The sequence below is a fragment of the Nocardioides daejeonensis genome (assembly GCF_003194585.1).
Taxonomy (GTDB): domain Bacteria; phylum Actinomycetota; class Actinomycetes; order Propionibacteriales; family Nocardioidaceae; genus Nocardioides; species Nocardioides daejeonensis.
In genome coordinates this window covers 78013-97352 of the sequence record NZ_QHKZ01000008.1, presented here as the reverse complement: position 1 = coordinate 97352, position 19340 = coordinate 78013, and the positions used below count along the sequence as shown (strand labels likewise).

Genomic DNA, 19340 nt, shown 5'->3' with positions numbered 1-19340 from the left:
CGAAACAGCGCCGATCACGCGCCAGGGCTCGCTCCTCGTGCTTGCTCATGTGAGACCTCCCTTGGACCGCTCCCCAGTGGTCCAACTCACAAAGAAAACGCCGCCGGCTGACCGAGGTTACGCCTATTAATCGAAACCCCGAAGGTTTTTCGGCCAGCCGGCAGCAGTGCTCTCCCGACCCCGTCAACGCACTCAGAAGTCGATGACGCCGCGGAGATTCACACCCGCGTGCATGTCTTCGTAGCCCTGGTTGATCTCCTCGAGGGAGTAGCGGCGAGTGATGAGCTCGTCGAGCTTGAGGTTGCCCTCCTGATAGAGGCGCAGCATGTCCTCCACGGCCCGAGTCGGCTGCATCATGCCGAAGAGCGACCCCTGGATCCGCTTCTGGTACATCGCCAGCTCGAAGAGGCTGACCGGGATGCCGTACTCGACGACGTTGCCCATGCTGGTGAGCACCACCGTGCCCGCCTTCCGGATCGAGGCGAACGCCTCGGCAACGTGCTCGCCATTGACGACGCCGACCGTGACGATGGCGGAGTCCGCCCCCTGGCCGTTGGTCAGCGCCTGTGCCAGATCCGTCGCCTGCTGCATGTTCTCGAAGGCATCGGTTGCACCCAGCTCGAGCGCCTTCTCCCGGTGGAACGCGACCGGATCGACGGCGATGACACGGGAAGCGCCGGCGAACTTCGCTCCCTGGACCGCGTTGATGCCGATGCCGCCCACGCCCATGACGATCACGATCTGCCCCGGCTGCACGGCGGCCGCGTTGACCGCCGATCCCCAGCCGGTCGGCACGCCACAGCCCACCAGGGCCGCCACCCCCAGGGGGATCTCCTTGTCGATCTTCACGCAGCCCCACTCCGGCAGCACGCTGTACTCCGAGAAGGTGGAGACCAGCGAGCACTGGCCGACGTCCTGCCCGTCAGCAGTGTGGAGCCGGAACGTCCCGTCGAGCTGAGTTCCCAGCATCATGTAGGCACCGTTGTCACACAGCTGCTGCTGCCCCCGGGCGCACCAGGTACAACGCCCGCAGCCCGGAATGAACGCCGCGACCACATGGTCGCCGACCTGGAGGTCCCGCACACCTGGTCCGACCTTCTCGACGACACCAGCACCTTCGTGGCCACCGCAGAACGGGTAGGCCATCGCCGGCACGTCGCCCTTCGCGTAGTGGTCGTCGGAGTGGCAGAGACCGGCGTGCTTGAACCGGACCAAGACCTCGAACTCCTGCGGGTCGTCAACCTCGACCTCGATGACCTCCCACTTACCAGGGGCTTCCATGAGTACCGCTGCGCGCGACTTCATCCTCGTGTCCTTCCGATGAACGGGTCGACCCCGCCGACTTATCTAATGCCTTTAGTCTCCCGAGGAGTGTGACCCATGTCAATAACTAAAGCCATTCGTTTTTAGGAAAATCTCGCTAAGATGCCGCAACCCCGCGCACCGGTGGTGTCGCGGGGTTGCGGTCGAGTCGTCGCCGAGCTCACTCGAACTCGATCTTGCCCATCGTCTCCTGGATGTACATGAAGGCGGGCATGTTCTTGAGCATCTGCGCCATCTTGCCGCGCACCCGAAGCTTGCCCCGGGTCATCGCCACCGTCGGGTTGATGCTTCCGTCGAAGCAGCCCCGCCAGACGTCGCTCGAGCCACTGATCAGGAAGTCAGCGCCGTCGAGATCCTCCTGACTCGCCTCACGGACGGCGGTGACGTGCCCCTTGTCGAAGGACACATAGAACTGGCCCTCGATCGGCGCCTCGTACTTGTAGGCCATGTTGAAGTCGATGTTCTTGCCCTTGTCGGCCCAGACCGGGTCGTTGTTGAGCGCATCGCCCATCGCCTGGTAGAACTCGACCGTTCCCAGCTTCACTGCCATTGCATTCTTCCTTTGTCTCTCAGAGGGTGAGGCGCCGCGGGACCGCGGCGACGGAGCGTGTCTTCAGAGCGACTCGCCGATGATCAGGGGCAGGCTGACCACGCCCTTGACCTGACTGAGGTGTCGCACCGGCGGGTCAGCGGGGTCGAGCCGGTAGTCGGGCATCCGCTTGTGGATCTCCTCGAAGGCAACCCGCAGCTCGAGGCGGGCCAGATGAGAACCGACGCACCGGTGGTTGCCAGCGCCGAAGGCGAGGTGCGGATTGGGCTCCCGGGTCAGGTCCACGACGTCGGGGTCCTCGAACTTCTCCGGGTCGCGGTTCGCCGCAGCAAAGGGGATCAGGATCTTGTCGCCGCTCCGCAGCTGGACACCGTTGAGCACGGTGTCCTCGGTGACCTCGCGAGCCGGGCAGACCGCCGACTCGTAGCGCAACATCTCCTCGACCGCCGTGGGCACGAGGTCGAGGTCGCCGACCAGCTGCCGCCGCACCTCCGGGTGCTCCGCCATGTAGATCACGGTGTGTGCGAGCTGGCCCTGCACCGTGTGCAGGCCGCCGATCATGAAGAGCAGCAGGATGTTGAGGATCTCGAACTGAGTGAGCTCCCGACCCTCGAAGGTCGAGTTGATCAGGATCTGGGTGATGTCCTCGGCGTCGCCGCCGTTCTCCATGCGGTCGTCGATCATCTGGGCGAAGTAGGCGTAGACCTCCATGCCCGCCTGCTCGCGGACCGCCTCGTTCTCCTCCTCCGAGGCGCCGGGCTTGCCGAGCACCATGGTGTCGGTCCACTCGTTGAGGCGCGGAGCATCGGAGAGATCCCAGCCCATCAGAGCCAGGAAGACCTGACTGGGGAACTCCCGGGCGAAGGCATCGACGAAGTCGACCTTCTTCTCCGCCAGCATCGTGTCGAGCAGCTCCGTCGCGATGGCCCGGATCTGTGGCTCGAGCTCGCGCATCCGCTTGGGCGAGAAGAGCGGGTTGATGATCCCGCGATAGGTCGAGTGGTCCGGGGGGTCGATCTGGATGGGGATCATCTCCCCGTCCTGACCGATCGAGTCCGGGACGTTGATGGTGCGGCTGGAGTAGGTCCCCGGGTTCCGCAGCACGTCGTGGATGTCGTCGTACCGGGTCGCTACGAAGTGGCCGCCGTAGCGCGGCGAGTGGGCCACCGGACAACCCGAGCGCATGGCGGCATAGGTGTCGTAGACCCCCTCCACGTCGTCGGGACTGTGGATGTCGAAGTCTCGTTGGATCTCCGGGCTGGAGGCATCCTTCACGTCGGTCATGGGCGATTCCTTTTCGTCAGTTGGGCGCGCTCACCCGGCCGGGGAGACGCTGACGGCCTGTTCCGGACAGTTGTTGACGGCCCGCTGGAGGTCGCTGATCTGCTGCTCCGTGGTGGCGGTTCCGATGACGAGCGGGAAGCCCGCGTCGTCACAGTCGAAGATCTCCGGAGCGGTCATGTAGCACCGGCCATGGCCCTTGCACACCGCGAGGTCCACGCTGGCGTTGAGCGCTTGCGTCATGTCAGTCCCACTCACTTCCGACGACGCCGTAGGCGCGGGCGTCCAGGTTGTTGTCGAGGGCGGTGTAGAGGCTCCGCACCTTCGTGTAGGCGAGAAGGCCGTCCTTGCCGTTCTCGGCGCCGACACCGCTCATCCCCCGGCCCGCCAGGGGGGTACGCCGAACGTCGGCGACGGCGGCATCGTTCACCCAGGTCAGGCCCGACCTGATGCGGCGCGCAACACCGCGGGCGCGGACCAGGTCGCTCCCCCACACAGCAGCGGCCAAGCCGTACGGCGTGTCGTTGGCGATCCGGACTGCGTCGTCGACGTCGGAGTAGCGGATCACCGAGAGCACCGGGCCGAAGATCTCCTCGTGCGCCGCCGGGTTGTCGTTGTCGAGGTCGACCAGCACGGTGGGCGCCACATAGTGGCCGCCGGTCGGCAGGCCCGCCGGCAGGCTCCCGCCGACAAGCATCCGCGCGCCGTGCTCGATCCCCGAGGCGATGAACTTCTCGACCCGCTCCCGCGCAGCGGCCGAGATGACCGGCCCGATGTCTGCACCGAAGTCGGCAGCAGGAGCGACGTTGATGACCTTGCCTCGCTCCTCGAGCAGGCCGACGAACTCGTCGTAGCGACTGTCGGGCACCAGCATCCGCGTGGTGGCGACACATGCCTGACCGGCGTGCATCATGCTGCTGAAAAGCGTGCCGCGCACCGTGGTCTCGAGGTCGGCGTCAGGGAGGACGAGGGCCGGCGACTTGCCACCGAGCTCCATGATGACCTCCTTGGCCGTAGCCGCGGCAGCTGCCATCACGCGCGTACCGACCGCGGTACTGCCGGTGAAGCTGATCAGGTCGACACCTGGATGGCTGACCAGCGCCTGGCCGGCGACGCTGTCGCCGTGCACCACGTTGATCACACCCGGCGGCAGACCGGCGTCGAGAGCGGCCTGCGCAAGCGCCTCCGGGCCGACGGGCGTCAAGGGCGACGGCTTGAGCACGACGGTGTTGCCGGCCAGGAGAGCTGGCGCGACCTTCCATACGCACATGAAGAGCGGGAAGTTGTAGGGCGTGAAGGCACCCACCACGCCAACCGGCTCACGATGCAGTTCCCACTGGCCGAAGGACGGGCTGGTGTCGAGTGGGAAGCTCTCTGGCTCGGCCAACAGGTGCGCCATGTCGGCGAAGTCGCGCAGATGCGCAAGCGGCGATCCGACCTGAAGCATGGGACAGAAGCGAGCGGTCGCTCCCGTGTCCATGATCATCTCGTCGACCAGCTCGTCGAAGCGGGCCTCGAGTGCGGTGGCCAGCCGACGCAGCGCGTCGGCCCGGCCGGCGGGGGTGAGCCGCGACCACGGACCGTCGAACGCTCGTCGCGCGGCGGCCACGGCCGCATCGACACCTGCAGCCGGCGTGTCCGGGACCATCCCGTACACCTCGCCAGTGGAGGGGTCGTCGACCGGGATGACGCCCTCGGCCTGCACCCAGGCGCCATCGATGAAGTTGCTGAACGTACGCATGCCAGTCCCTCTCGGGTCACAGAGGAGGCCCTGGCCCGATCGAAGGGGGCCGGCCTCGTTGGAAAAACCTTACAGCGTTAGATAACTCAGGTCAACGGATTTCTGTGGCTGCCGTCACATCGTTGAAACGGGAGCCGCGGTCCGGTGCACCGGTCAGCCGGCGAGCCGACGCCGGTAGAGCAGGTCGGACTGGTCATGCACCAGATCCAGCTCACGGGCGACGGAGACCATGGCGTCGTCGAGCGCCGGCACGTGCGACTGCACCATGCGTGCACCGTCCGCCTGGAGCACCAGGAGCGCCTGAGTGATCAGCACCTTCAGCTCCGCCCTCGTCTCCGCGCCGTCCCTGAGCACCGTGAGGGTGGCGAGATCGCGGGCCGGATCATCGCGCGAGACGCCGATCAGGGCGCGCCCCGCGCCCGCGACCAACGACAGCTCCTCCTCCGCACGACCGAGGATCTCCAGGTCGTCCGGCGCAATCGAGCGTCGATGCCCCGGAACGCTCTCCCAGCCCTGGTCCTCCGCGGCCGCGCGCCGCACGGCCGCGAGCTCGGCGACGAAAGGCCGGCTCCCACCGATCATCCGCAAGGTGCGGAAGACCGCGTCCTCGACCGAAGCCCCGAACCGATCGGCCATCCGGCCCGCGGCCGGGTGGGCGCCGTGCGCCCATACGCGAAGTTCGGCGACCCCGGGCACGGCTGCCCAGCCGCGGGCATCGGCGTCGAGCTGCTCCGCAAGGAGGGTGGCGACGCCGCGGGACCGGAAGGGTGGTCGCACCACGAACTGCACCGCCCCCACCCCCTCCGAGACCGTGAGGCAGAGATAGGCCACCACCCGGACATCGGGCAGCGCATCGAGCTCGGCGCTACCGCGCGAGCCGACCGGAGGCATCTCGACGACGAGGTGATGCCTCTCTCCCGTGCCATCGCCGTCGAGGCGGGCGGTCGAGAAGCCGGCCTCGGCGTCGTACGCCGCAGCCTCCGCCAGCAGGTCGGCGACCTCAGCGGCGTCGGCGGGATCCAGCTCCCGTCGCCACGCCCAGGTGATCATGACGCATCGTCGGCGAGCAGCTCCGCGAGCATCCGACGGAACAGTTGGTTGGCCACCTCGTTGCGGCCCAGCACCATGCGGCCGGCGCTCTGGCTCGACATCCCCAGCTGCGAGTCGCGCAGCACCGGGAAGTCCTCCTGGCGCAGCACCGCGAGCAGGATCTGCCAGTTCTTCTCCCAGAGGCGTTCCCACCTCTCCTGCTCCAAGCCCATCTCTTCGGCACTGCGCACCATCAGTCGCATCTCCATGACGCCATGGGTCGGCGAGGCGGGGTGCGGACGGAACGTCAGCAGCTGGAAGTGGTCCGGCTGCTTGAGCAGGGTGACGTTCGGGCCGAGGAAGTGCGTCTCTGTCACGTAGTCGACCAGGCTGTTCTCGCCGGGATCCTCTTCGAGCCAACGGTCGATCGTCTTGCGCGGCGCCACGAAGCGACAGTGGTTGCCGAAGTCCTCGAACGCCATCACGTTGGTGTGGATGTGCTTGGCCGCCGTGTTCGGGTGCGCGTACTGGATGTGATAGCCGTCCAGGAACGCGTCCTGCATGATCTTCCAGTTGATCGGCTCGTCGAACGCCTCCATCCGGATGCAGTTCAGGCCGGCGAGGTCGTAGGTGGAGAGAATCGCATCCATCTCGGGACCGAGCCACTTCGCGACGTCGATCTCGACGCCGGCACGGTCGATCACCCAGATGAAGCCATGGCGCTCCTCGCAGGGAAGCTCGACCATGCCGAGCTCCGACTTGTCCAGCTCCCCGACCGTCGTCTCGCGGGTGATGGTGCGCAAGGTGCCATCGATGTCGTAGGACCAGCGGTGATAGGGGCACGAGAAGAGTCGGCGCTTGCCGCACTCCTCGTTCTCCAGCAGAGCACCGCGGTGCCGGCACAGGTTGACCAGCGCCTTGACACTCCCGTCCCGCTGACGCGAGATGATGATGTTGTTGCGCGGCATCCGGATCGCCTTGAAGTCATAGGTGTTGGCGATCTCCGAGCTGTGCGCGACGATCGACGGCACCCGGCCGAAGACGAGCTCACGCTCACGCTCTGCCAGCTCCGGGTCCGTGAACTCGTCAGGCATGAAGTACGTCGGCGCGTCGAACTGATCGGTCGTGTCGTTCTTCAGGTGCTCCAGCGCGCGACGGATCCGCGCTTCGCGATCGACCGCGATCTCGGTATCGCGCTGTGCTGCCTCGGTCATTTCCAGCCTCCTCAACGGCTACCGCCGCGTACGACACGGCGACACTCCACGATGGATAAACCTAATTACATAAGGTAATCGCAATGACGCCCGTCCACAAGCACGGACGAGGGATTACCCAGGGCGCGCGCAGACGGGCACGGCCTGCGGCGCAGCCTGGCGGGCTCTCAGTGCGCGTCAGCGAGGCAGCGGCGACACGCAGTCATGCCACTCGCCTCGAGATCGGACCGCTGGCCTCGGGCCACGGCGCGATCGAGGACGGCCGAGCACTCCGGGCGATGGAAGGTGCTACGTCGCGGGAGGAAGACGACCTCGCCGTCGAGCAGCGGATCGGCCGCAGGCGCGATCCGCTCCGACTCCTCGACTGCCCCGTCGGCCGGCGCCGGGTCGGAGCCGGGTGGCTCGGCGACCTCCTCCGGGGACGGCCCAGGCGTCGACTCCTCCGGAGTCGGCTCCGGACCGGCGGAACGACCCGCGGCGACCAGCCGAGCCACCGTGGTCAGCGCAGCGAGCACACTGGCCGCCAGCGCGGCGTACACCAGCCACGCCTCCTCCATCCCCCAGCCGAAGCCTAGGGCGAGGGCGGCGATCGCCAGCAGGAGCAGCACGGCCATCAGCGAGCCACCCGTGCCTTCTCCTCGAGCACCGACTCCCAGGAAGCACGTCGTGCGATCGCGGCGCGCATCTTCATCAGCGGTCCGGTCCGGTCGAGCGCGAAGGCACCGACCAGGTTGCCGTCGTACCGGTACTGCGCCAGGAACGGCGCCGTCGGATCAGGCTCCCCCTGCAGCTCCGTCTCCTGAGCGAACTCACCGAGGAGCTGAAGCTTGTGCCCATACCACTCGGACCAGAAGTACGGCGTGATGCTGCAGGGCTGCCGGTCGACGGTCAGCGCGTTGCGCACCACACTCGCGGCCTGCTCGCCCACCGAGGTCCAGTGCTCCATGCGGGTCGAGTGCCCGCTCCACGGATTGACCCAGCGGGCGACATCTCCGACGGCGTACACACCCGGAACCGTACTCTCCAGGTAGGGCGAGCAGGCGACGCCATCACTGACGGCCACGCCGGAGCCGCGCAGCCAGCCCGTGTTGGGCTCGACTCCGATGCCCACCACGACGAGATCCGCCGGCACGACGCTCCCATCGTTGAGCGCTACCTTCTCGACGTGCTCCGTGCCGATGATGTCGCGGACCTTCGTGCGCAGGCGCAGATCGACGCCGTACTGGCGATGCAGCAGGGAGAGGCGCTCCGCGACCAGGCTCCCGACCGCACCCACCAACGGGAGCGCCTGCGCTTCGACGAGCGTCACATCGGCACCCCGGGCCCGGGCGCTGGAGGCGACCTCCCCGCCGATGAAGCCGGCGCCCACGACCACCACCCGAGCACCCGGTCGCAGCGCGCCGCGGATCCGCCGCGCGTCCTCGACCGTACGCAGGTGAGTGACGCCGGCCAGACCCTGGCCGGGCTCGAAGGGGCGCGGCACCGCACCGGTCGCGATCACCAGCGCGTCGTACTCCACCTCGCCCGAGCTGGTGCGGACCCGTCGATTGCGGCTGTCGAGCGAGACCGCACGGGTGCCGGCCATCATGCTGACGCCGAGCGACCGGATGTCGAGCAGGTCGAGGTCCGGCGCCTGCGGCTCGGTCAGGAACCCTTTGCTCAGCGGGGGACGGTCGTAGGGCGCCACCGGCTCCTCGCCGATGATCACGATCGATCCCTCGAAGCCGACCCGCCGTGCCTCCTCGGCGACGCGGGCAGCACCGAGCGAGCCTCCGACGACCACCAGCCGCTGGAGGCCCTTGACGAGGCCCGCGCCGCTCACCGCCCGCTCCACTCGGGACGACGCTTCTCAGCGAACGCGCGCGTGCCCTCACGGAAGTCATCAGAGCGGAAGATGCGGCCCATCGCGCGATTGCTCACCTGCCATACCTCCGGTTCCCAGTCCGACCCCATGGCCGCAGTCCCATGCATGACCTGCTTGGTCTCCCTGACGGCGACCGGGGCGTTATCGGCGATCCGGTGGGCGAGTTGCATTGCCTCCTCCAGCGCCTTGCCTGGCGCGCTGACCCGGTTGACCAACCCGAGCGCGTGCGCCTCGTCAGCTGCGATCGACTCGCCGGTCAACGCCATCTCGAGAGCGCGCTTGAACGGGACCTGACGCTGCAGGCGGATGATGCCCCCGGCAGCGGCGAGCAGTCCGCGCGTCACCTCCGGCAGCCCGAACGTGGCACCCGGATCGGCGACCGCGAGGTCCGCAGCCAACACCAGCTCCGTGCCCCCGCCGAGAGCGAAGCCGTTGACGGCCGCGATCGTGGGCACCCGGACGGGATGCTGTGTCCAACCGGCGAAGCCCCATTCAGGATGGTCCGGGTCGTGCACCGCCTCCCCACGAGCCAGGGCCTTGAGGTCGGCACCGGCGCAGAATGCGCCACCGCTGCCGGTCAGCACCAGGGCTCGCACGCCGGGGTCCGCATCGGCCTGCTCGAGTGCCTGACCGATCGCCGCGGAGACGGAGGCGTCGACCGCGTTCATCGCGGCAGGGCGACAGATGGTCACCACCGCGACGTGGTCGACGATCTCGAGCCGCACCACGTCCTGGTCGATTGTTGGTTGAGACATCAGTGCACCTCGACGGTATTCCCGTGTGGCCTCCGACGGGGTGAGGGAATCCCGGGAGGCCACACAAGCTGGTGGGGTCAGCGGACCTTGGCGAACTTGTCGGCGATATCGGCGTACTCCGCGCGGATCTCCGTCTTGCTGATCTTGCCGTTGGGCAGACGCGGCAACGGGTCCTGACGGAGCACGACATAGCGGGGCACCTTGTAGTCGGCCAGCACCTTGGCGCACTCCTCGACCACGGTCTGCTCGGCGAGCTCGCCGTTGACGGTGATGATCGCGGCCGGCGTCTCCCCGAACTTCGGATCCGGAGCCGCGATGACCGAGCACTCGGCAACGCCCGGGATGCCCGCGACCACGAGCTCGAGCTCGACCGGCGAGACGTTGATGCCGCCGGTGATGATCAGGTCCTTGAGCCGGTCCACGAACTTGACCCGACCCTGCTCGTCAAGGGTGCCGAGGTCGCCGCTGTGCAGCCAACCATCGCGGAAGACCTCGGCATTGATCTGCGGCGCCTCCCAGTAGCCAGGCGTGACACCGGGGCCTTGGATGACCAGCTCGCCGAGCTCGCCCGGCTCACAGTCGCTGCCGTCCTCCCGCACCGTCTTGACCCGGGTGAAGATCAGGCCGGAGCCACAGGTGCCCGGGTGCTCCCGGTACTCCGAGACCCACGTCGAGGTGGCGATGCCGCCGGCCTCCGTCATCCCGTAGATCTGCCGCAGGGCGACGTCTTTGGCCGCCCATGCCTCGAGCAGCGTGGCCGGCACCGCCGCGCCACCGACCGCCGCGGTCTTGAGCGAGGAAAGGTCGGCCTCGGCGAACTCGGGCGCCGCAGCCAACGCCTGGTAGATCAGCGGCACCCCGAAGATCGCCTCGACCTGGTGCTCCTCGATCAGCTTCACCGCTCGGCCAGGGTTGAGATCCGCCTCGATCACGATCTTCCCACCGAGAACGGTGGTCATCAGGACACCCCAGACCAGGCCGGGAGTGAAGGCCAGTGGCAGTACCAGGATGGAGGTCGATCCCCGGTGGAAGCCCTCCTCGGTCAACGACGCCTCGAAGACGATGCTCATCAGCGTGCGGTTGGTGAGCACCACGCCCTTGGCCATGCCGGTCGAACCACTCGTGAAGATGACCGCGATCGGGTCCTCCTCGCCACGATCGATCCGGAACGTGTCCGGCGCGCCGGCCCGAGCACCGCGGAGGTCGGCGAAGGAGACGGCCGTCGTGGCCGCGCCCAGCTCGCCCGCCGCCGTCACCGTCGGCACGAAGGCGTCGTCGGCGATGACGACCGCGGCGCCGGCGTCGTCGAGCACCTTGCGCAGCTCCGCCGGCTTGAAGCGCGGGTTGAGCGGCACCAGCACGCCACCGGCCTTCATCACGCCGAGCGCGGCGATCGGCCACGGCACCGAGTTCCCGGCCATCAGGCCGACCCTGTCACCCGGGGCGACACCGTGCTCCCCCAAGAGTCGCGCGACGCGACTGGACCAGTGCTCCACCGTCCGGTAGTCGAGGGTCTCGTCAGCGAAGACGTAGGCCGGGGCCTCGGGCTGGGTCCGCGCCCACCACGAGAGCGCGGCGCCGATCGTTGCGGTCATGAGTCTGCTCCTTGTGCTCAGCCGGCCGGAGGCCGTGGAGTTCCTCGGCGACGCCCGAGCGGCGCACTGGGAAACCTAAAGTCCTTAGGTGAAGTTGTAGTGCGTGACTCGCATCACTGTCAAGAGGAAACCTAAATTCATTAGTTGACCCTTCGCAAGCGACACGCGCCCCACCCCGGAAGTCGTCAGAGATCGAGAACCAACGGTCCCTCCAGGCACCGGCCGACGCAGATCATCATCACGTCGCCCGACGCCTTCTCCTCCTCGGTCAGCACCACGTCACGGTGATCGGGCACGCCGCCGAGGACGCCGGTCTCACACGTTCCGCAGGTGCCCTCGGCACAGGAGAAGTCGACCGCCACACCGGCACCCGTCAGCGCCTCGATGATGCTGCAGCCCTCGGGCACACGGATCCGCCGACCCGAGGAGGCGATCTCCACCTCGAACGCCTCCCCCTCGGTCGATGCCCCAGCAGAGAAGCGCTCGAGATGCAGCTCCTCCGGCCGATCGCGCAGGAACGCCTCAACCGCAGCAAGCAACGGCTCGGGGCCACAGCAGTGCACGACACGGCCGGGGCGGGGTGCTCCGAAGACGGCGGCCAGATCGATCAGTCCACACTCGTCCTGCGGCACCACGTCGACCCGCCCCTCCCCGAGCGCTGCGACCTCGGCAAGGAAGGCCATCGAGGCCCGCGAGCGGCCGCCGTACACGAGGCGCCACTCCACCCCGGCACGAGCGGCCTCGCGGGCCATCGGCAGGAGCGGCGTGATGCCGATCCCACCCGCCAGGAAGAGGTGATCGACACCGAGGTCCAGCTCGAAATGGTTGCGCGGGCCGGAGACCTCGAGCTCACTGCCCACTCCCAGCTCGTCATGCACCCATCGAGATCCACCACGGCCGTCAGACACCCGCAGTACCGCAACCCGCCAGCTCCGCGCATCCACGTCGCCGCACAGCGAGTACTGGCGGACGAGGCCGTCGGGGCCACAGAGATCGATGTGCGCCCCGGGGCGCCAAGCCGGCAGCTGCTCACCGTCCCTCGAGGCCAGGTCGAGCTGCACGACCCCCTCGGCCACCGGCACCCGGTCGACCACGCGCACTCGTCGTCGCAACTCCATGGCGGCTCCTGTCGATCGAGAATTTATCTAATATTGTTAGATAAAGCCTTGGTTTGACAACACCCGCAGCAGGAGAGACCGATGAACACACTCGACACATTCCGCATGGACGAACGCGCCGTCGTCGTCACCGGCGCCAGCAGTGGCCTCGGCGCCGGTTTCGCCCGCAGCCTGGCAAGCGCCGGCGCCGACCTGGTCCTGGCCGCACGTCGCCAGGACCGCCTGCAAGCAGTCGCCGACGAGCTGCGTACACAAGGGGCACGCGTCGTGACCGTGGTAGCCGATGTCGCCGACCCCGAGGCATGCGAACGGGTCGCCGAGCGATCGCGGGAGGCGTTCGGCCGCCTCGATGCGCTCATCAACAACGCGGGCCTGGGTTCCGCCGTCTCCGCGCTGAAGGAGACACCTGAAGGCTTCCGGGGCCTGGTCGACGTCAACCTCAACGGCGCCTTCTGGATGGCCCAGGCATGCGCCCGGCGCATGGAGCACGGTGGCTCGATCGTCAATGTGGCCTCCGTGCTCGGCCAGATCGCACCACGCTTTCCGCAAGCGGCCTATGCCGCCAGCAAGGCTGGCTTGATCGGCCTCTCCCGCGACCTCGCGGGCGAGTGGGCACGTCGAGGCATCCGGGTGAACGCCCTGTGTCCGGGCTACTTCGCCTCCGAGATGACTGCCCAGGGCAGCGAGGCGATCACTGCCATGGTGGCCGACCACAGCATGCTCCGCCGCCTCGGCGAACAGCGAGAGCTCGACGCCGCCATGCTCTTCCTCGCTTCAGACGCCTCCAGCTACGTCACCGGAACGACCCTGACCGTCGACGGCGGCCTGGCCTCCTACTGACAGCGCATCACCTGTTGTCCACCGCTGGCCAGGCCGGAACGTACGCCGGATAGTCACGGGGCACGCGGAGCGGAAACTCGGGCAGTCGCTTCTCCAGGAAGGAAGCGACGCCTTCGGCCACGTCTGCGCCACCGGCGGCGTGCCAGACCACCCGAGACTCCACCTCGTGCGCCTCGACCGGAGACGCCGAGGAGAGCATTCCCCAGAGCAGCTGCCGGGCGACCCCGGCAGCGACCCGCGACGTGCTCGCCGCGATCTCTCGAGCGACCCGCAGCGCGGCCTCGCGCACCTCGGCGTCCGCCACGACCTCGGTGGCGAGTCCCGCAGCGAGCAGCGTCTGCGCAGGGACCAGTCGGCCCGTGAGGACCCACTCGGCCGCACGCGTGATGCCCACGACGCGCGGCAGCAGCCAGCTGGCCGTCGACTCGGCGGCGATGCCCCGCTTGGCGAAGACGAATCCGACTCGCGCCGACTCGGCAATGATCCTGACGTCGCACGGAAGCAGCCAGCTCGCACCGACCCCGACAGCCGCCCCGTGAACGGCGACGACGACCGGCTTGCGCATCGCGGCAAGGCGCAGGGCGACCACGCCACCCGGGTCGCGCGGCACGCCGCCAGCCGTGCCGAATCGGGCCACGAAGGCCTCGAAGGCGGCCGACCGCGGCTTGCCCGCCCCCTGGAAGCCCTCCTGCAGATCCGCCCCGACGCAGAAGTTGCGGCCCTGGCCTGCGAGCAGCACGACGGCAACCTCGTCGTCGGCGTCCATCCGGTCGAGTGCATCGTGCAGCTCCGCACAGAGCCGCACGTTCACCGCATTGCCACGGTCAGGGCGAGCCAGCTCGACCACGCCGACAGTGCCGTCGAGGCTCGTCATCACGCATGCGGCGTACTCGGTCCGCTGTTCCATCACTGTCCTCGCTTGCCCTAAACCGACTATCATTAGATTATAGCGAAGAGACCGAGGAGGAGATCGATGCCAGCACGGCCGTTGTCCGGAGTACGCGTCCTGGACGCCTCAGATGCCGTCGGCGAGGCAGCCACACGCCTGCTCGCCGACCTCGGCGCCGAGACGGTGCGCGTCGAGCCGCCGGGCGGGAGTCCCACCCGCACCGAGGAGCCCCGCCACGGGGACCAGTCACTCCCCTTCCTCGTCCGCAACGCAAACAAGGCGCACGTGGTGGCGACCGACGCAGCTCACCTCCTGGAGCTGGCAGCGGAGGCAGATGTCGTCGTACTCGACCGCGACAACCCCTGGACCGTCGACGCCGGCCGCCTACGCGCTCGGCACCCATGGCTGGTCGTGGTCGTCTCCTCCCCCTTCGGCAGCACTGGGCCGCGCAACACCTGGCAGGCGACCGAGAGCACCCTGCTCGCGCTCAGCGGCTCACTCTCCCGCTCGGGTCGCCCCGGAGCGGTTCCGTTGCTGCCACCAGCCGGACTCGCCCACGCGACAGCCGCGGCCCAGCTGGCATGGACGGCGCTGGTCGCCTATCACCACCGCCTGCGCACCGGCCGGGGCCAGCTCGTCGATCTCTCCCACGCCGAGGCGGTAGCGACGGGGCTCGACCCGGCATACGGCGTCCAGGGCTCGGCGGCGGCTGGACGCTCCGGCAAGATCCGTCGGGACCGGCCGCCTGCGGACTCCTACCCGGTCTATCCGTGTGCCGACGGATTCGTGCGCCTGTGCCTGCTCGCGCCCCGGCAGTGGCAGGGGATGTTCGGGTGGCTGGGCAGCCCCGCGGAGTTCGCCGACCCGAAGTACGCCTCGATCTCGGCCCGGGTCGAGGCCGGAGACCGGCTCAACTCCCTGATCAACGACCTCTTCTCCCGGCACACAGCGGCGGAGCTCGTCGAGGAGGCTGCCCGCCGCGGCATCCCGCTCGCCCAGGTGCTCACCCTGGGAGAGGCGGTCCGGAGTCCGCACTTCGTCGACGGCGGAAGCGTGGACGAGATCGAGCTCGCACCCGGTCTGCGCGCGCATCTGCCGACCGGCTTCGCCGATGTCGGCGGCGAACGACTGGGCATCCGTGCGCCCTACCCCGCCGACCCGGCAACCGACCACGCATGGCTCCCTCGCCCGGAGCCGGAGACACACGACGGCGACCCGTCCGCGCCCGACTGCCTCCCCTTCAGCGGCCTTCGCGTGCTCGATCTCGGCGTGATCGTCTTCGGCGCCGAGATCGGCCGCGCCTTCGCCGATCTCGGCGCCGACGTCATCAAGGTCGAGAGTCTCGCCTTCCCCGACGGCCTCCGCCAGACTCGTCGCGGCGAGGCGATGAACGCCTCCTTCGCCTGGGGCCAGCGCAACAAACGCAGCCTGGGTCTCGACCTGCGCTCACCGGAGGGCCTGGCGATCTTCCGCGACCTCGTGGCTCGCAGCGACGTCGTCCTGAGCAACTTCAAGCCCGGCACCCTGGCCTCGCTCGGGATCGACCATGAGCGGCTAGCGGCCATCAATCCGCGGATCGTCGTCGTGGAGAGCGCAGCCTTCAGCTCGCGAGGAGGCTGGGCGAAACGGCTCGGCTACGGGCCGCTCGTCCGCGCAGCCTGCGGTATCTCCAGCCTCTGGAAGTACGACGCCGACGAGACCGAGTGCTGGGACGGCGTCACCGTGTATCCGGACCACGTCGCGGCGCGGATCGGCGCCCTGACCGTGGCCGCTGCGCTCGTCGAGCGCCGCCGCACCGGCCGTGGCACCCGCATCGAGCTGGCCCAGTCCGACGTCGTGCTCCACCAGCTGGCTCCTCTAGCAGCGGCGGAATCGTTGGCGCCAGGCACCGTGCGCGCCCGCGGCAACCGGGATCGCCATGGGTTCGGTGACCTGTTCGCCTGCGCCGGCGATGACGAATGGTGCGTCATCGAGGCGCGCACCCCGGCCGAGGAGCAGGTGCTCCGGGTCGCAGTCGGCGCCTCACCCGACGAGCAGCTGCATGCAGCCGTCGCGCGATGGGCCGCCCGGCGCACCCCCGACGAGGCGATGCAGCATCTGCAGGGGGCCGGCATCCCGGCCGCAGCCATGCGGCGCCTGAACGAGATCGCGCACGACCCGCAGCTGCAGCACCGCGGCAGCTATGCGGTACTCCGGCATCCGGCGTTCGAGGGCGATCTTCCCACCGAGGAGAGCAGCTCTCCCTTCGAGACGCTTCCACCGGTAGCGACCGCACCGGCACCGATGCCCGGAGAGCACACCCGCGTGGTTCTGACCGAACTCCTGGGGTACGGCGCGGCGCAGGTCGAGACACTTCTCGCTCGAGGCGTCGTACACGAGGCTCCGCGGGCGTGAGCGGGCGTCATGCGCCCGGCGAGCCGTCGCCGAACGCATGACGCCCGAGAGCCACGCTCAGGCGAACCAGGCCTCGCTGGTGACGAGGTCGATCAACCGGTCCATCGGGATCGCCGGCTGATCCATCACGGGCGGAACGTCTTCACTGCCGTCGGGATTCTTGCCGTCGGGGACGTTGTAGGAGGTCACCGAGACCACGTAGCCGTGATTCCATGCCTGCGCACCCTGCGCCTTCACCGGGAGGTCATAGGCCGGCGAGACCAGCACCTGGAGGCCGTCCACGACCCGGCACTCCTGGGGATCGCGGGTCGGCAGCTCCGCACCGGCCTTCCCGTCCAGCGTGGGAAGCGCATCAGGTGCGGCCAGCTCTGCGCAGGTCGCGGAGCGGTGCGCCGGCGTGATCATGACCGTCGTCAGCGTGCCCTTCCACCGGAAGTGCACGATCTTCTCGCGCGCCTCGTCCCAGAGCGGATGCTTCGCATCCTCGAGCACCGACGCGGAGGTCACGGGGGCTCCGAGCGCGGTCATGACGATGCTCGGGAGCTCCGCGGCGGCATGGCGCAACGGCCGATCGGGACGGGCCGGCTGCTCAACTGCTCCGTGGGTGGCATCGGGATCGCCGGCGGAGGCGGAAGCAGGCCCTGCCTCAACGATCTCTCGCGGCACAGGACCGCCGGCGAGCAACGAGGGCGCGGCCACGATCCCCACCGTCACCGCGGCGGTCGCCCCCGCCGCCGCAAGCGCCGTACCCAGACGCCTCCGGCGCAGTGCTGCCCGCCCGCGGGCGCTGCCACCGGCCACCAGGCCCTCGACATCGACCGGCAGGTCACGCGTGGAGCGGTCCATCAGGCTGCCGAGCTCGTGATCCTTCATCTCAGACTCCTCTCACGCATCCGAGCAAGCGCCCGCATGCTTCGGTTCCGCACCGCCCCAGGAGAGAGGCCGAGCATCCCGGCCACCTCTTCGACCGAGAGGTCTTCGAGGTAGCGCAGCACCACCACCGCACGGTCGACCGGCGCCAGCTCCGCCAGCGCGTCGGCAAGGCTGAGTCGAAGATCGGCCGCCGTCGCGTGGTCGCCCACTGCCCGGTCCGGCAGGTCGGCGTACGGCAGCTCGCCGCTGCTACGCCGCCGCCGTGCGCTGATGAAGGTCCGGGTGAGCGCGGTCTGCGCATATGCCGCGGGGTTCTCCAGCTTGGGCGCCAGCATCCGATGCATCCGCACGTAGACCTTCGCCAAGGTCTCCTGGACGAGGTCCTCGGCGTCGGCGCGATTGCCACACAGCAGCCAGGCGGAGCGGTGCAGGTGCTGGGCACGAGCACGGGCGAACTCCTCGAAGGCCGCAGTGCGTTCGGCGTGGTTCATCTCTCTCCTGGGTCGAGACGTTGACACCCGTTATGACGCGCGGTCGACAGATCGCGTCACAGGCCCCTCGACGTAGCAAGCCAGCGAGGATGCCGCCACCAGGACTCGGCGGGCGCCGGCTCAGGCAGGAGTGAAGCTCGCCATCGTGCGCTCCGGCTCCCAGAAGGCCTTCATCGACAGCACGCGTCCGTCCTCGCCCACCACGTAGACCATGATCAGGTCCGTCGTGGTGTGGCTGCCGTCAGGGAAGGTCGTCTTGATCCGCCCGATGTTGGCGCAGGTGTTGCTGCCCGGGTTCGCGAACGAGTCGTTGATGGTGAACTCGAACGACTCGATCGGGGCGATCGCCTTCTCGAAGAAGGCGCTGATCCCCGCGTGCCCATGGTGGCCCTTGCCCTCGGGGTCGAACATCGACGGCCCGACCGGGTCCTCGAGCACCGCGTCCTCCGCATACACGGTGAGCCACTGCGCGAGGTCCTTCTTCGCGACGGCGGCGTAGGAGCGCTGCGAGGCTCGTCGGGCCGGGTGGTCGTCGTCGGCGGCGTTCCAGATGATGTCTTCGGTCATGGCGGGCATGCTACGCAGGATCTAGAACTTGTTCTAGAGACGTGTCGGTCAAGCCGGTCCGGGGCGGCGCTGGGCTGGCCCGTCGACGCCGTTGCGCAGCCAGCGAGATCGTTCAGCGGCTCCCTCGGGCGCCGGGGGAGCCTCTGTTCATCGGACGGCCACCGGGGACGGCACCTTCCGGCCACCTCCAGCGTCCACCCTGGCGCCATGGCGAAGAAGAAGCTCTTCCTGCACGTCGGCCCTGAGCCGCGCGCACTCACCCATGCCGACCTCTCGCAGCACCGAGCACTGCTGGCCGGCGCCGGCTGTCTGGTGCCCGAGATCGCGCAGCCCGCGCTCGACGCCGCAGCGACCGAGATGCTCCGCAACCACCGCGCCCGCGGCCTGAGCCGCCGTGAGGTCGAGGGTGCCTGGGCGGGCATCACCCGCGGTCTGTGGCGGCTCGACGCCGACATGGCCATCGCGCAGCCGCAGTTCGCAGAGGCCGACGTCGACCAGTTCGCACTGATCCTGGACCACCTGGCCGGGCTCGACGTGCACGTCATGCTCCTGCTCCGTGCCGACGAGGTGGGCACCATCCCTGCGTGGTCCCGCCTCCTCCCGGCCCCGCGGCTGCACGTCCGCGAGATCGAGGAGGGCGCCGCGCCGATCGACCTCGCCGAGGCGCTGACGGGCGTCGTCTGGGCGGTACGGCGCGAAGACGAGCAGGGCCGCACCTCACGCCTACGCGCTATCACGCAGCGCCGCCGTACCCTGCCCGCTGCCTGAAACGTCGAGTTCGCGCAAATGGCGCGTTGCGTCCGCGCAAACGGCACC

Annotated in this window: 19 protein-coding genes; 3 read left to right on the top strand and 16 right to left on the bottom strand. The window is 68.7% G+C overall.

Annotated elements, in window-relative coordinates:
* Positions 1–192: 192 nt before the first annotated feature.
* The 12 genes from DNK54_RS18390 to DNK54_RS18335 all read right to left on the bottom strand — a co-directional run bounded on the left by DNK54_RS18390 (position 193) and on the right by DNK54_RS18335 (position 12470).
* A complete protein-coding gene (locus tag DNK54_RS18390) occupies positions 193–1305 on the bottom strand; it encodes an NDMA-dependent alcohol dehydrogenase (protein WP_110208465.1) in 1113 nt (370 codons plus the stop codon).
* Positions 1306–1483: 178 nt separating this feature from the next.
* Positions 1484–1873 (bottom strand): SCP2 sterol-binding domain-containing protein, encoded by a 390-nt coding sequence (locus tag DNK54_RS18385; protein WP_110208464.1) that lies wholly within the window; start codon positions 1871–1873, stop codon positions 1484–1486.
* Positions 1874–1936: 63 nt separating this feature from the next.
* The gene (locus DNK54_RS18380; protein WP_110208463.1) at positions 1937–3157 is read right to left on the bottom strand and encodes a cytochrome P450; all 1221 of its coding nucleotides are present in this window, start codon (positions 3155–3157) and stop codon (positions 1937–1939) included.
* 30 nt (positions 3158–3187) lie between these two features.
* Positions 3188–3397 carry a ferredoxin gene (locus DNK54_RS18375; protein WP_110208462.1) on the bottom strand — a complete coding sequence of 70 codons (210 nt, stop codon included), beginning with the start codon at positions 3395–3397 and terminating at the stop codon, positions 3188–3190.
* Position 3398: 1 nt separating this feature from the next.
* Positions 3399–4895 carry an aldehyde dehydrogenase family protein gene (locus DNK54_RS18370; protein ID WP_110208461.1) on the bottom strand — a complete coding sequence of 499 codons (1497 nt, stop codon included), beginning with the start codon at positions 4893–4895 and terminating at the stop codon, positions 3399–3401.
* A 153-nt stretch (positions 4896–5048) separates the two neighbouring features.
* Entirely contained in the window at positions 5049–5945 is an 897-nt protein-coding gene (locus DNK54_RS18365) for a hypothetical protein (RefSeq protein ID WP_110208460.1), read from the bottom strand.
* A complete protein-coding gene (locus DNK54_RS18360; protein WP_110208459.1) occupies positions 5942–7138 on the bottom strand; it encodes an aromatic ring-hydroxylating oxygenase subunit alpha in 1197 nt (398 codons plus the stop codon). The genes DNK54_RS18365 and DNK54_RS18360 overlap by 4 nt, the downstream gene beginning before the upstream one ends.
* 167 nt (positions 7139–7305) lie before the next feature.
* On the bottom strand, positions 7306–7752 hold the full coding sequence (locus DNK54_RS18355; protein WP_110208458.1) for a hypothetical protein: 447 nt from the start codon (positions 7750–7752) through the stop codon (positions 7306–7308).
* Positions 7752–8960: an NAD(P)/FAD-dependent oxidoreductase gene (locus DNK54_RS18350; RefSeq protein WP_110208457.1), complete on the bottom strand. Its 1209-nt coding sequence runs from the start codon at positions 8958–8960 to the stop codon at positions 7752–7754. The genes DNK54_RS18355 and DNK54_RS18350 overlap by 1 nt, the downstream gene beginning before the upstream one ends.
* On the bottom strand, positions 8957–9757 hold the full coding sequence (locus DNK54_RS18345) for a crotonase/enoyl-CoA hydratase family protein (protein WP_110208456.1): 801 nt from the start codon (positions 9755–9757) through the stop codon (positions 8957–8959). The genes DNK54_RS18350 and DNK54_RS18345 overlap by 4 nt, the downstream gene beginning before the upstream one ends.
* Before the next feature lie 77 nt (positions 9758–9834).
* A complete protein-coding gene (locus tag DNK54_RS18340; protein WP_110208455.1) occupies positions 9835–11352 on the bottom strand; it encodes a class I adenylate-forming enzyme family protein in 1518 nt (505 codons plus the stop codon).
* A 185-nt stretch (positions 11353–11537) separates the two neighbouring features.
* The gene (locus tag DNK54_RS18335; RefSeq protein WP_110208454.1) at positions 11538–12470 is read right to left on the bottom strand and encodes a PDR/VanB family oxidoreductase; all 933 of its coding nucleotides are present in this window, start codon (positions 12468–12470) and stop codon (positions 11538–11540) included.
* Between the two features lie 81 nt (positions 12471–12551).
* Between DNK54_RS18335 and DNK54_RS18330 the strand changes: the two genes are divergently transcribed.
* Entirely contained in the window at positions 12552–13310 is a 759-nt protein-coding gene (locus DNK54_RS18330; RefSeq protein ID WP_110208453.1) for an SDR family NAD(P)-dependent oxidoreductase, read from the top strand.
* A gap of 7 nt (positions 13311–13317) precedes the next feature.
* Here DNK54_RS18330 and DNK54_RS18325 read toward each other — a convergent pair whose 3' ends face one another.
* The gene (locus tag DNK54_RS18325) at positions 13318–14217 is read right to left on the bottom strand and encodes an enoyl-CoA hydratase-related protein (RefSeq protein WP_204164685.1); all 900 of its coding nucleotides are present in this window, start codon (positions 14215–14217) and stop codon (positions 13318–13320) included.
* Positions 14218–14283: 66 nt separating this feature from the next.
* Here DNK54_RS18325 and DNK54_RS18320 point away from each other — a divergent pair, with 66 nt between their 5' ends.
* Positions 14284–16593, top strand: coding sequence for a CaiB/BaiF CoA-transferase family protein (locus DNK54_RS18320; RefSeq protein WP_110208452.1), 2310 nt, complete (start codon positions 14284–14286; stop codon positions 16591–16593).
* 57 nt (positions 16594–16650) lie between these two features.
* Here the strand turns inward: DNK54_RS18320 and DNK54_RS18315 are convergent, their stop codons facing one another.
* The 3 genes from DNK54_RS18315 to DNK54_RS18305 form a co-directional block, all read right to left on the bottom strand.
* Positions 16651–17466 (bottom strand): hypothetical protein, encoded by an 816-nt coding sequence (locus tag DNK54_RS18315; RefSeq protein ID WP_110208451.1) that lies wholly within the window; start codon positions 17464–17466, stop codon positions 16651–16653.
* Positions 17463–17957 (bottom strand): SigE family RNA polymerase sigma factor, encoded by a 495-nt coding sequence (locus DNK54_RS18310; RefSeq protein ID WP_110208450.1) that lies wholly within the window; start codon positions 17955–17957, stop codon positions 17463–17465. Before DNK54_RS18310 ends, DNK54_RS18315 begins: the two co-directional genes overlap by 4 nt.
* 120 nt (positions 17958–18077) lie before the next feature.
* Positions 18078–18524 (bottom strand): nuclear transport factor 2 family protein, encoded by a 447-nt coding sequence (locus DNK54_RS18305; RefSeq protein ID WP_110208449.1) that lies wholly within the window; start codon positions 18522–18524, stop codon positions 18078–18080.
* Positions 18525–18731: 207 nt separating this feature from the next.
* On the opposite strand from DNK54_RS18305, the gene DNK54_RS18300 reads away from it, so the two are divergent.
* Positions 18732–19292, top strand: a complete 561-nt coding sequence (locus tag DNK54_RS18300) for a hypothetical protein (protein WP_110208448.1) — start codon at positions 18732–18734, stop codon at positions 19290–19292.
* Positions 19293–19340: the final 48 nt, after the last annotated feature.

Coding starts and splice junctions, on each gene's coding strand:
- DNK54_RS18390 (WP_110208465.1), bottom strand. CDS start 1,305: ATGAAGTCGCGCGCAGCGGTACTCATGGAAGCCCCTGGTAAGTGGGAG.
- DNK54_RS18385 (WP_110208464.1), bottom strand. CDS start 1,873: ATGGCAGTGAAGCTGGGAACGGTCGAGTTCTACCAGGCGATGGGCGAT.
- DNK54_RS18380 (WP_110208463.1), bottom strand. CDS start 3,157: ATGACCGACGTGAAGGATGCCTCCAGCCCGGAGATCCAACGAGACTTC.
- DNK54_RS18375 (WP_110208462.1), bottom strand. CDS start 3,397: ATGACGCAAGCGCTCAACGCCAGCGTGGACCTCGCGGTGTGCAAGGGC.
- DNK54_RS18370 (WP_110208461.1), bottom strand. CDS start 4,895: ATGCGTACGTTCAGCAACTTCATCGATGGCGCCTGGGTGCAGGCCGAG.
- DNK54_RS18365 (WP_110208460.1), bottom strand. CDS start 5,945: ATGATCACCTGGGCGTGGCGACGGGAGCTGGATCCCGCCGACGCCGCT.
- DNK54_RS18360 (WP_110208459.1), bottom strand. CDS start 7,138: ATGACCGAGGCAGCACAGCGCGATACCGAGATCGCGGTCGATCGCGAA.
- DNK54_RS18355 (WP_110208458.1), bottom strand. CDS start 7,752: ATGGCCGTGCTGCTCCTGCTGGCGATCGCCGCCCTCGCCCTAGGCTTC.
- DNK54_RS18345 (WP_110208456.1), bottom strand. CDS start 9,757: ATGTCTCAACCAACAATCGACCAGGACGTGGTGCGGCTCGAGATCGTC.
- DNK54_RS18340 (WP_110208455.1), bottom strand. CDS start 11,352: ATGACCGCAACGATCGGCGCCGCGCTCTCGTGGTGGGCGCGGACCCAG.
- DNK54_RS18335 (WP_110208454.1), bottom strand. CDS start 12,470: ATGGAGTTGCGACGACGAGTGCGCGTGGTCGACCGGGTGCCGGTGGCC.
- DNK54_RS18330 (WP_110208453.1), top strand. CDS start 12,552: ATGAACACACTCGACACATTCCGCATGGACGAACGCGCCGTCGTCGTC.
- DNK54_RS18325 (WP_204164685.1), bottom strand. CDS start 14,217: ATGGAACAGCGGACCGAGTACGCCGCATGCGTGATGACGAGCCTCGAC.
- DNK54_RS18320 (WP_110208452.1), top strand. CDS start 14,284: ATGCCAGCACGGCCGTTGTCCGGAGTACGCGTCCTGGACGCCTCAGAT.
- DNK54_RS18315 (WP_110208451.1), bottom strand. CDS start 17,466: ATGAAGGATCACGAGCTCGGCAGCCTGATGGACCGCTCCACGCGTGAC.
- DNK54_RS18310 (WP_110208450.1), bottom strand. CDS start 17,957: ATGAACCACGCCGAACGCACTGCGGCCTTCGAGGAGTTCGCCCGTGCT.
- DNK54_RS18305 (WP_110208449.1), bottom strand. CDS start 18,524: ATGACCGAAGACATCATCTGGAACGCCGCCGACGACGACCACCCGGCC.
- DNK54_RS18300 (WP_110208448.1), top strand. CDS start 18,732: ATGGCGAAGAAGAAGCTCTTCCTGCACGTCGGCCCTGAGCCGCGCGCA.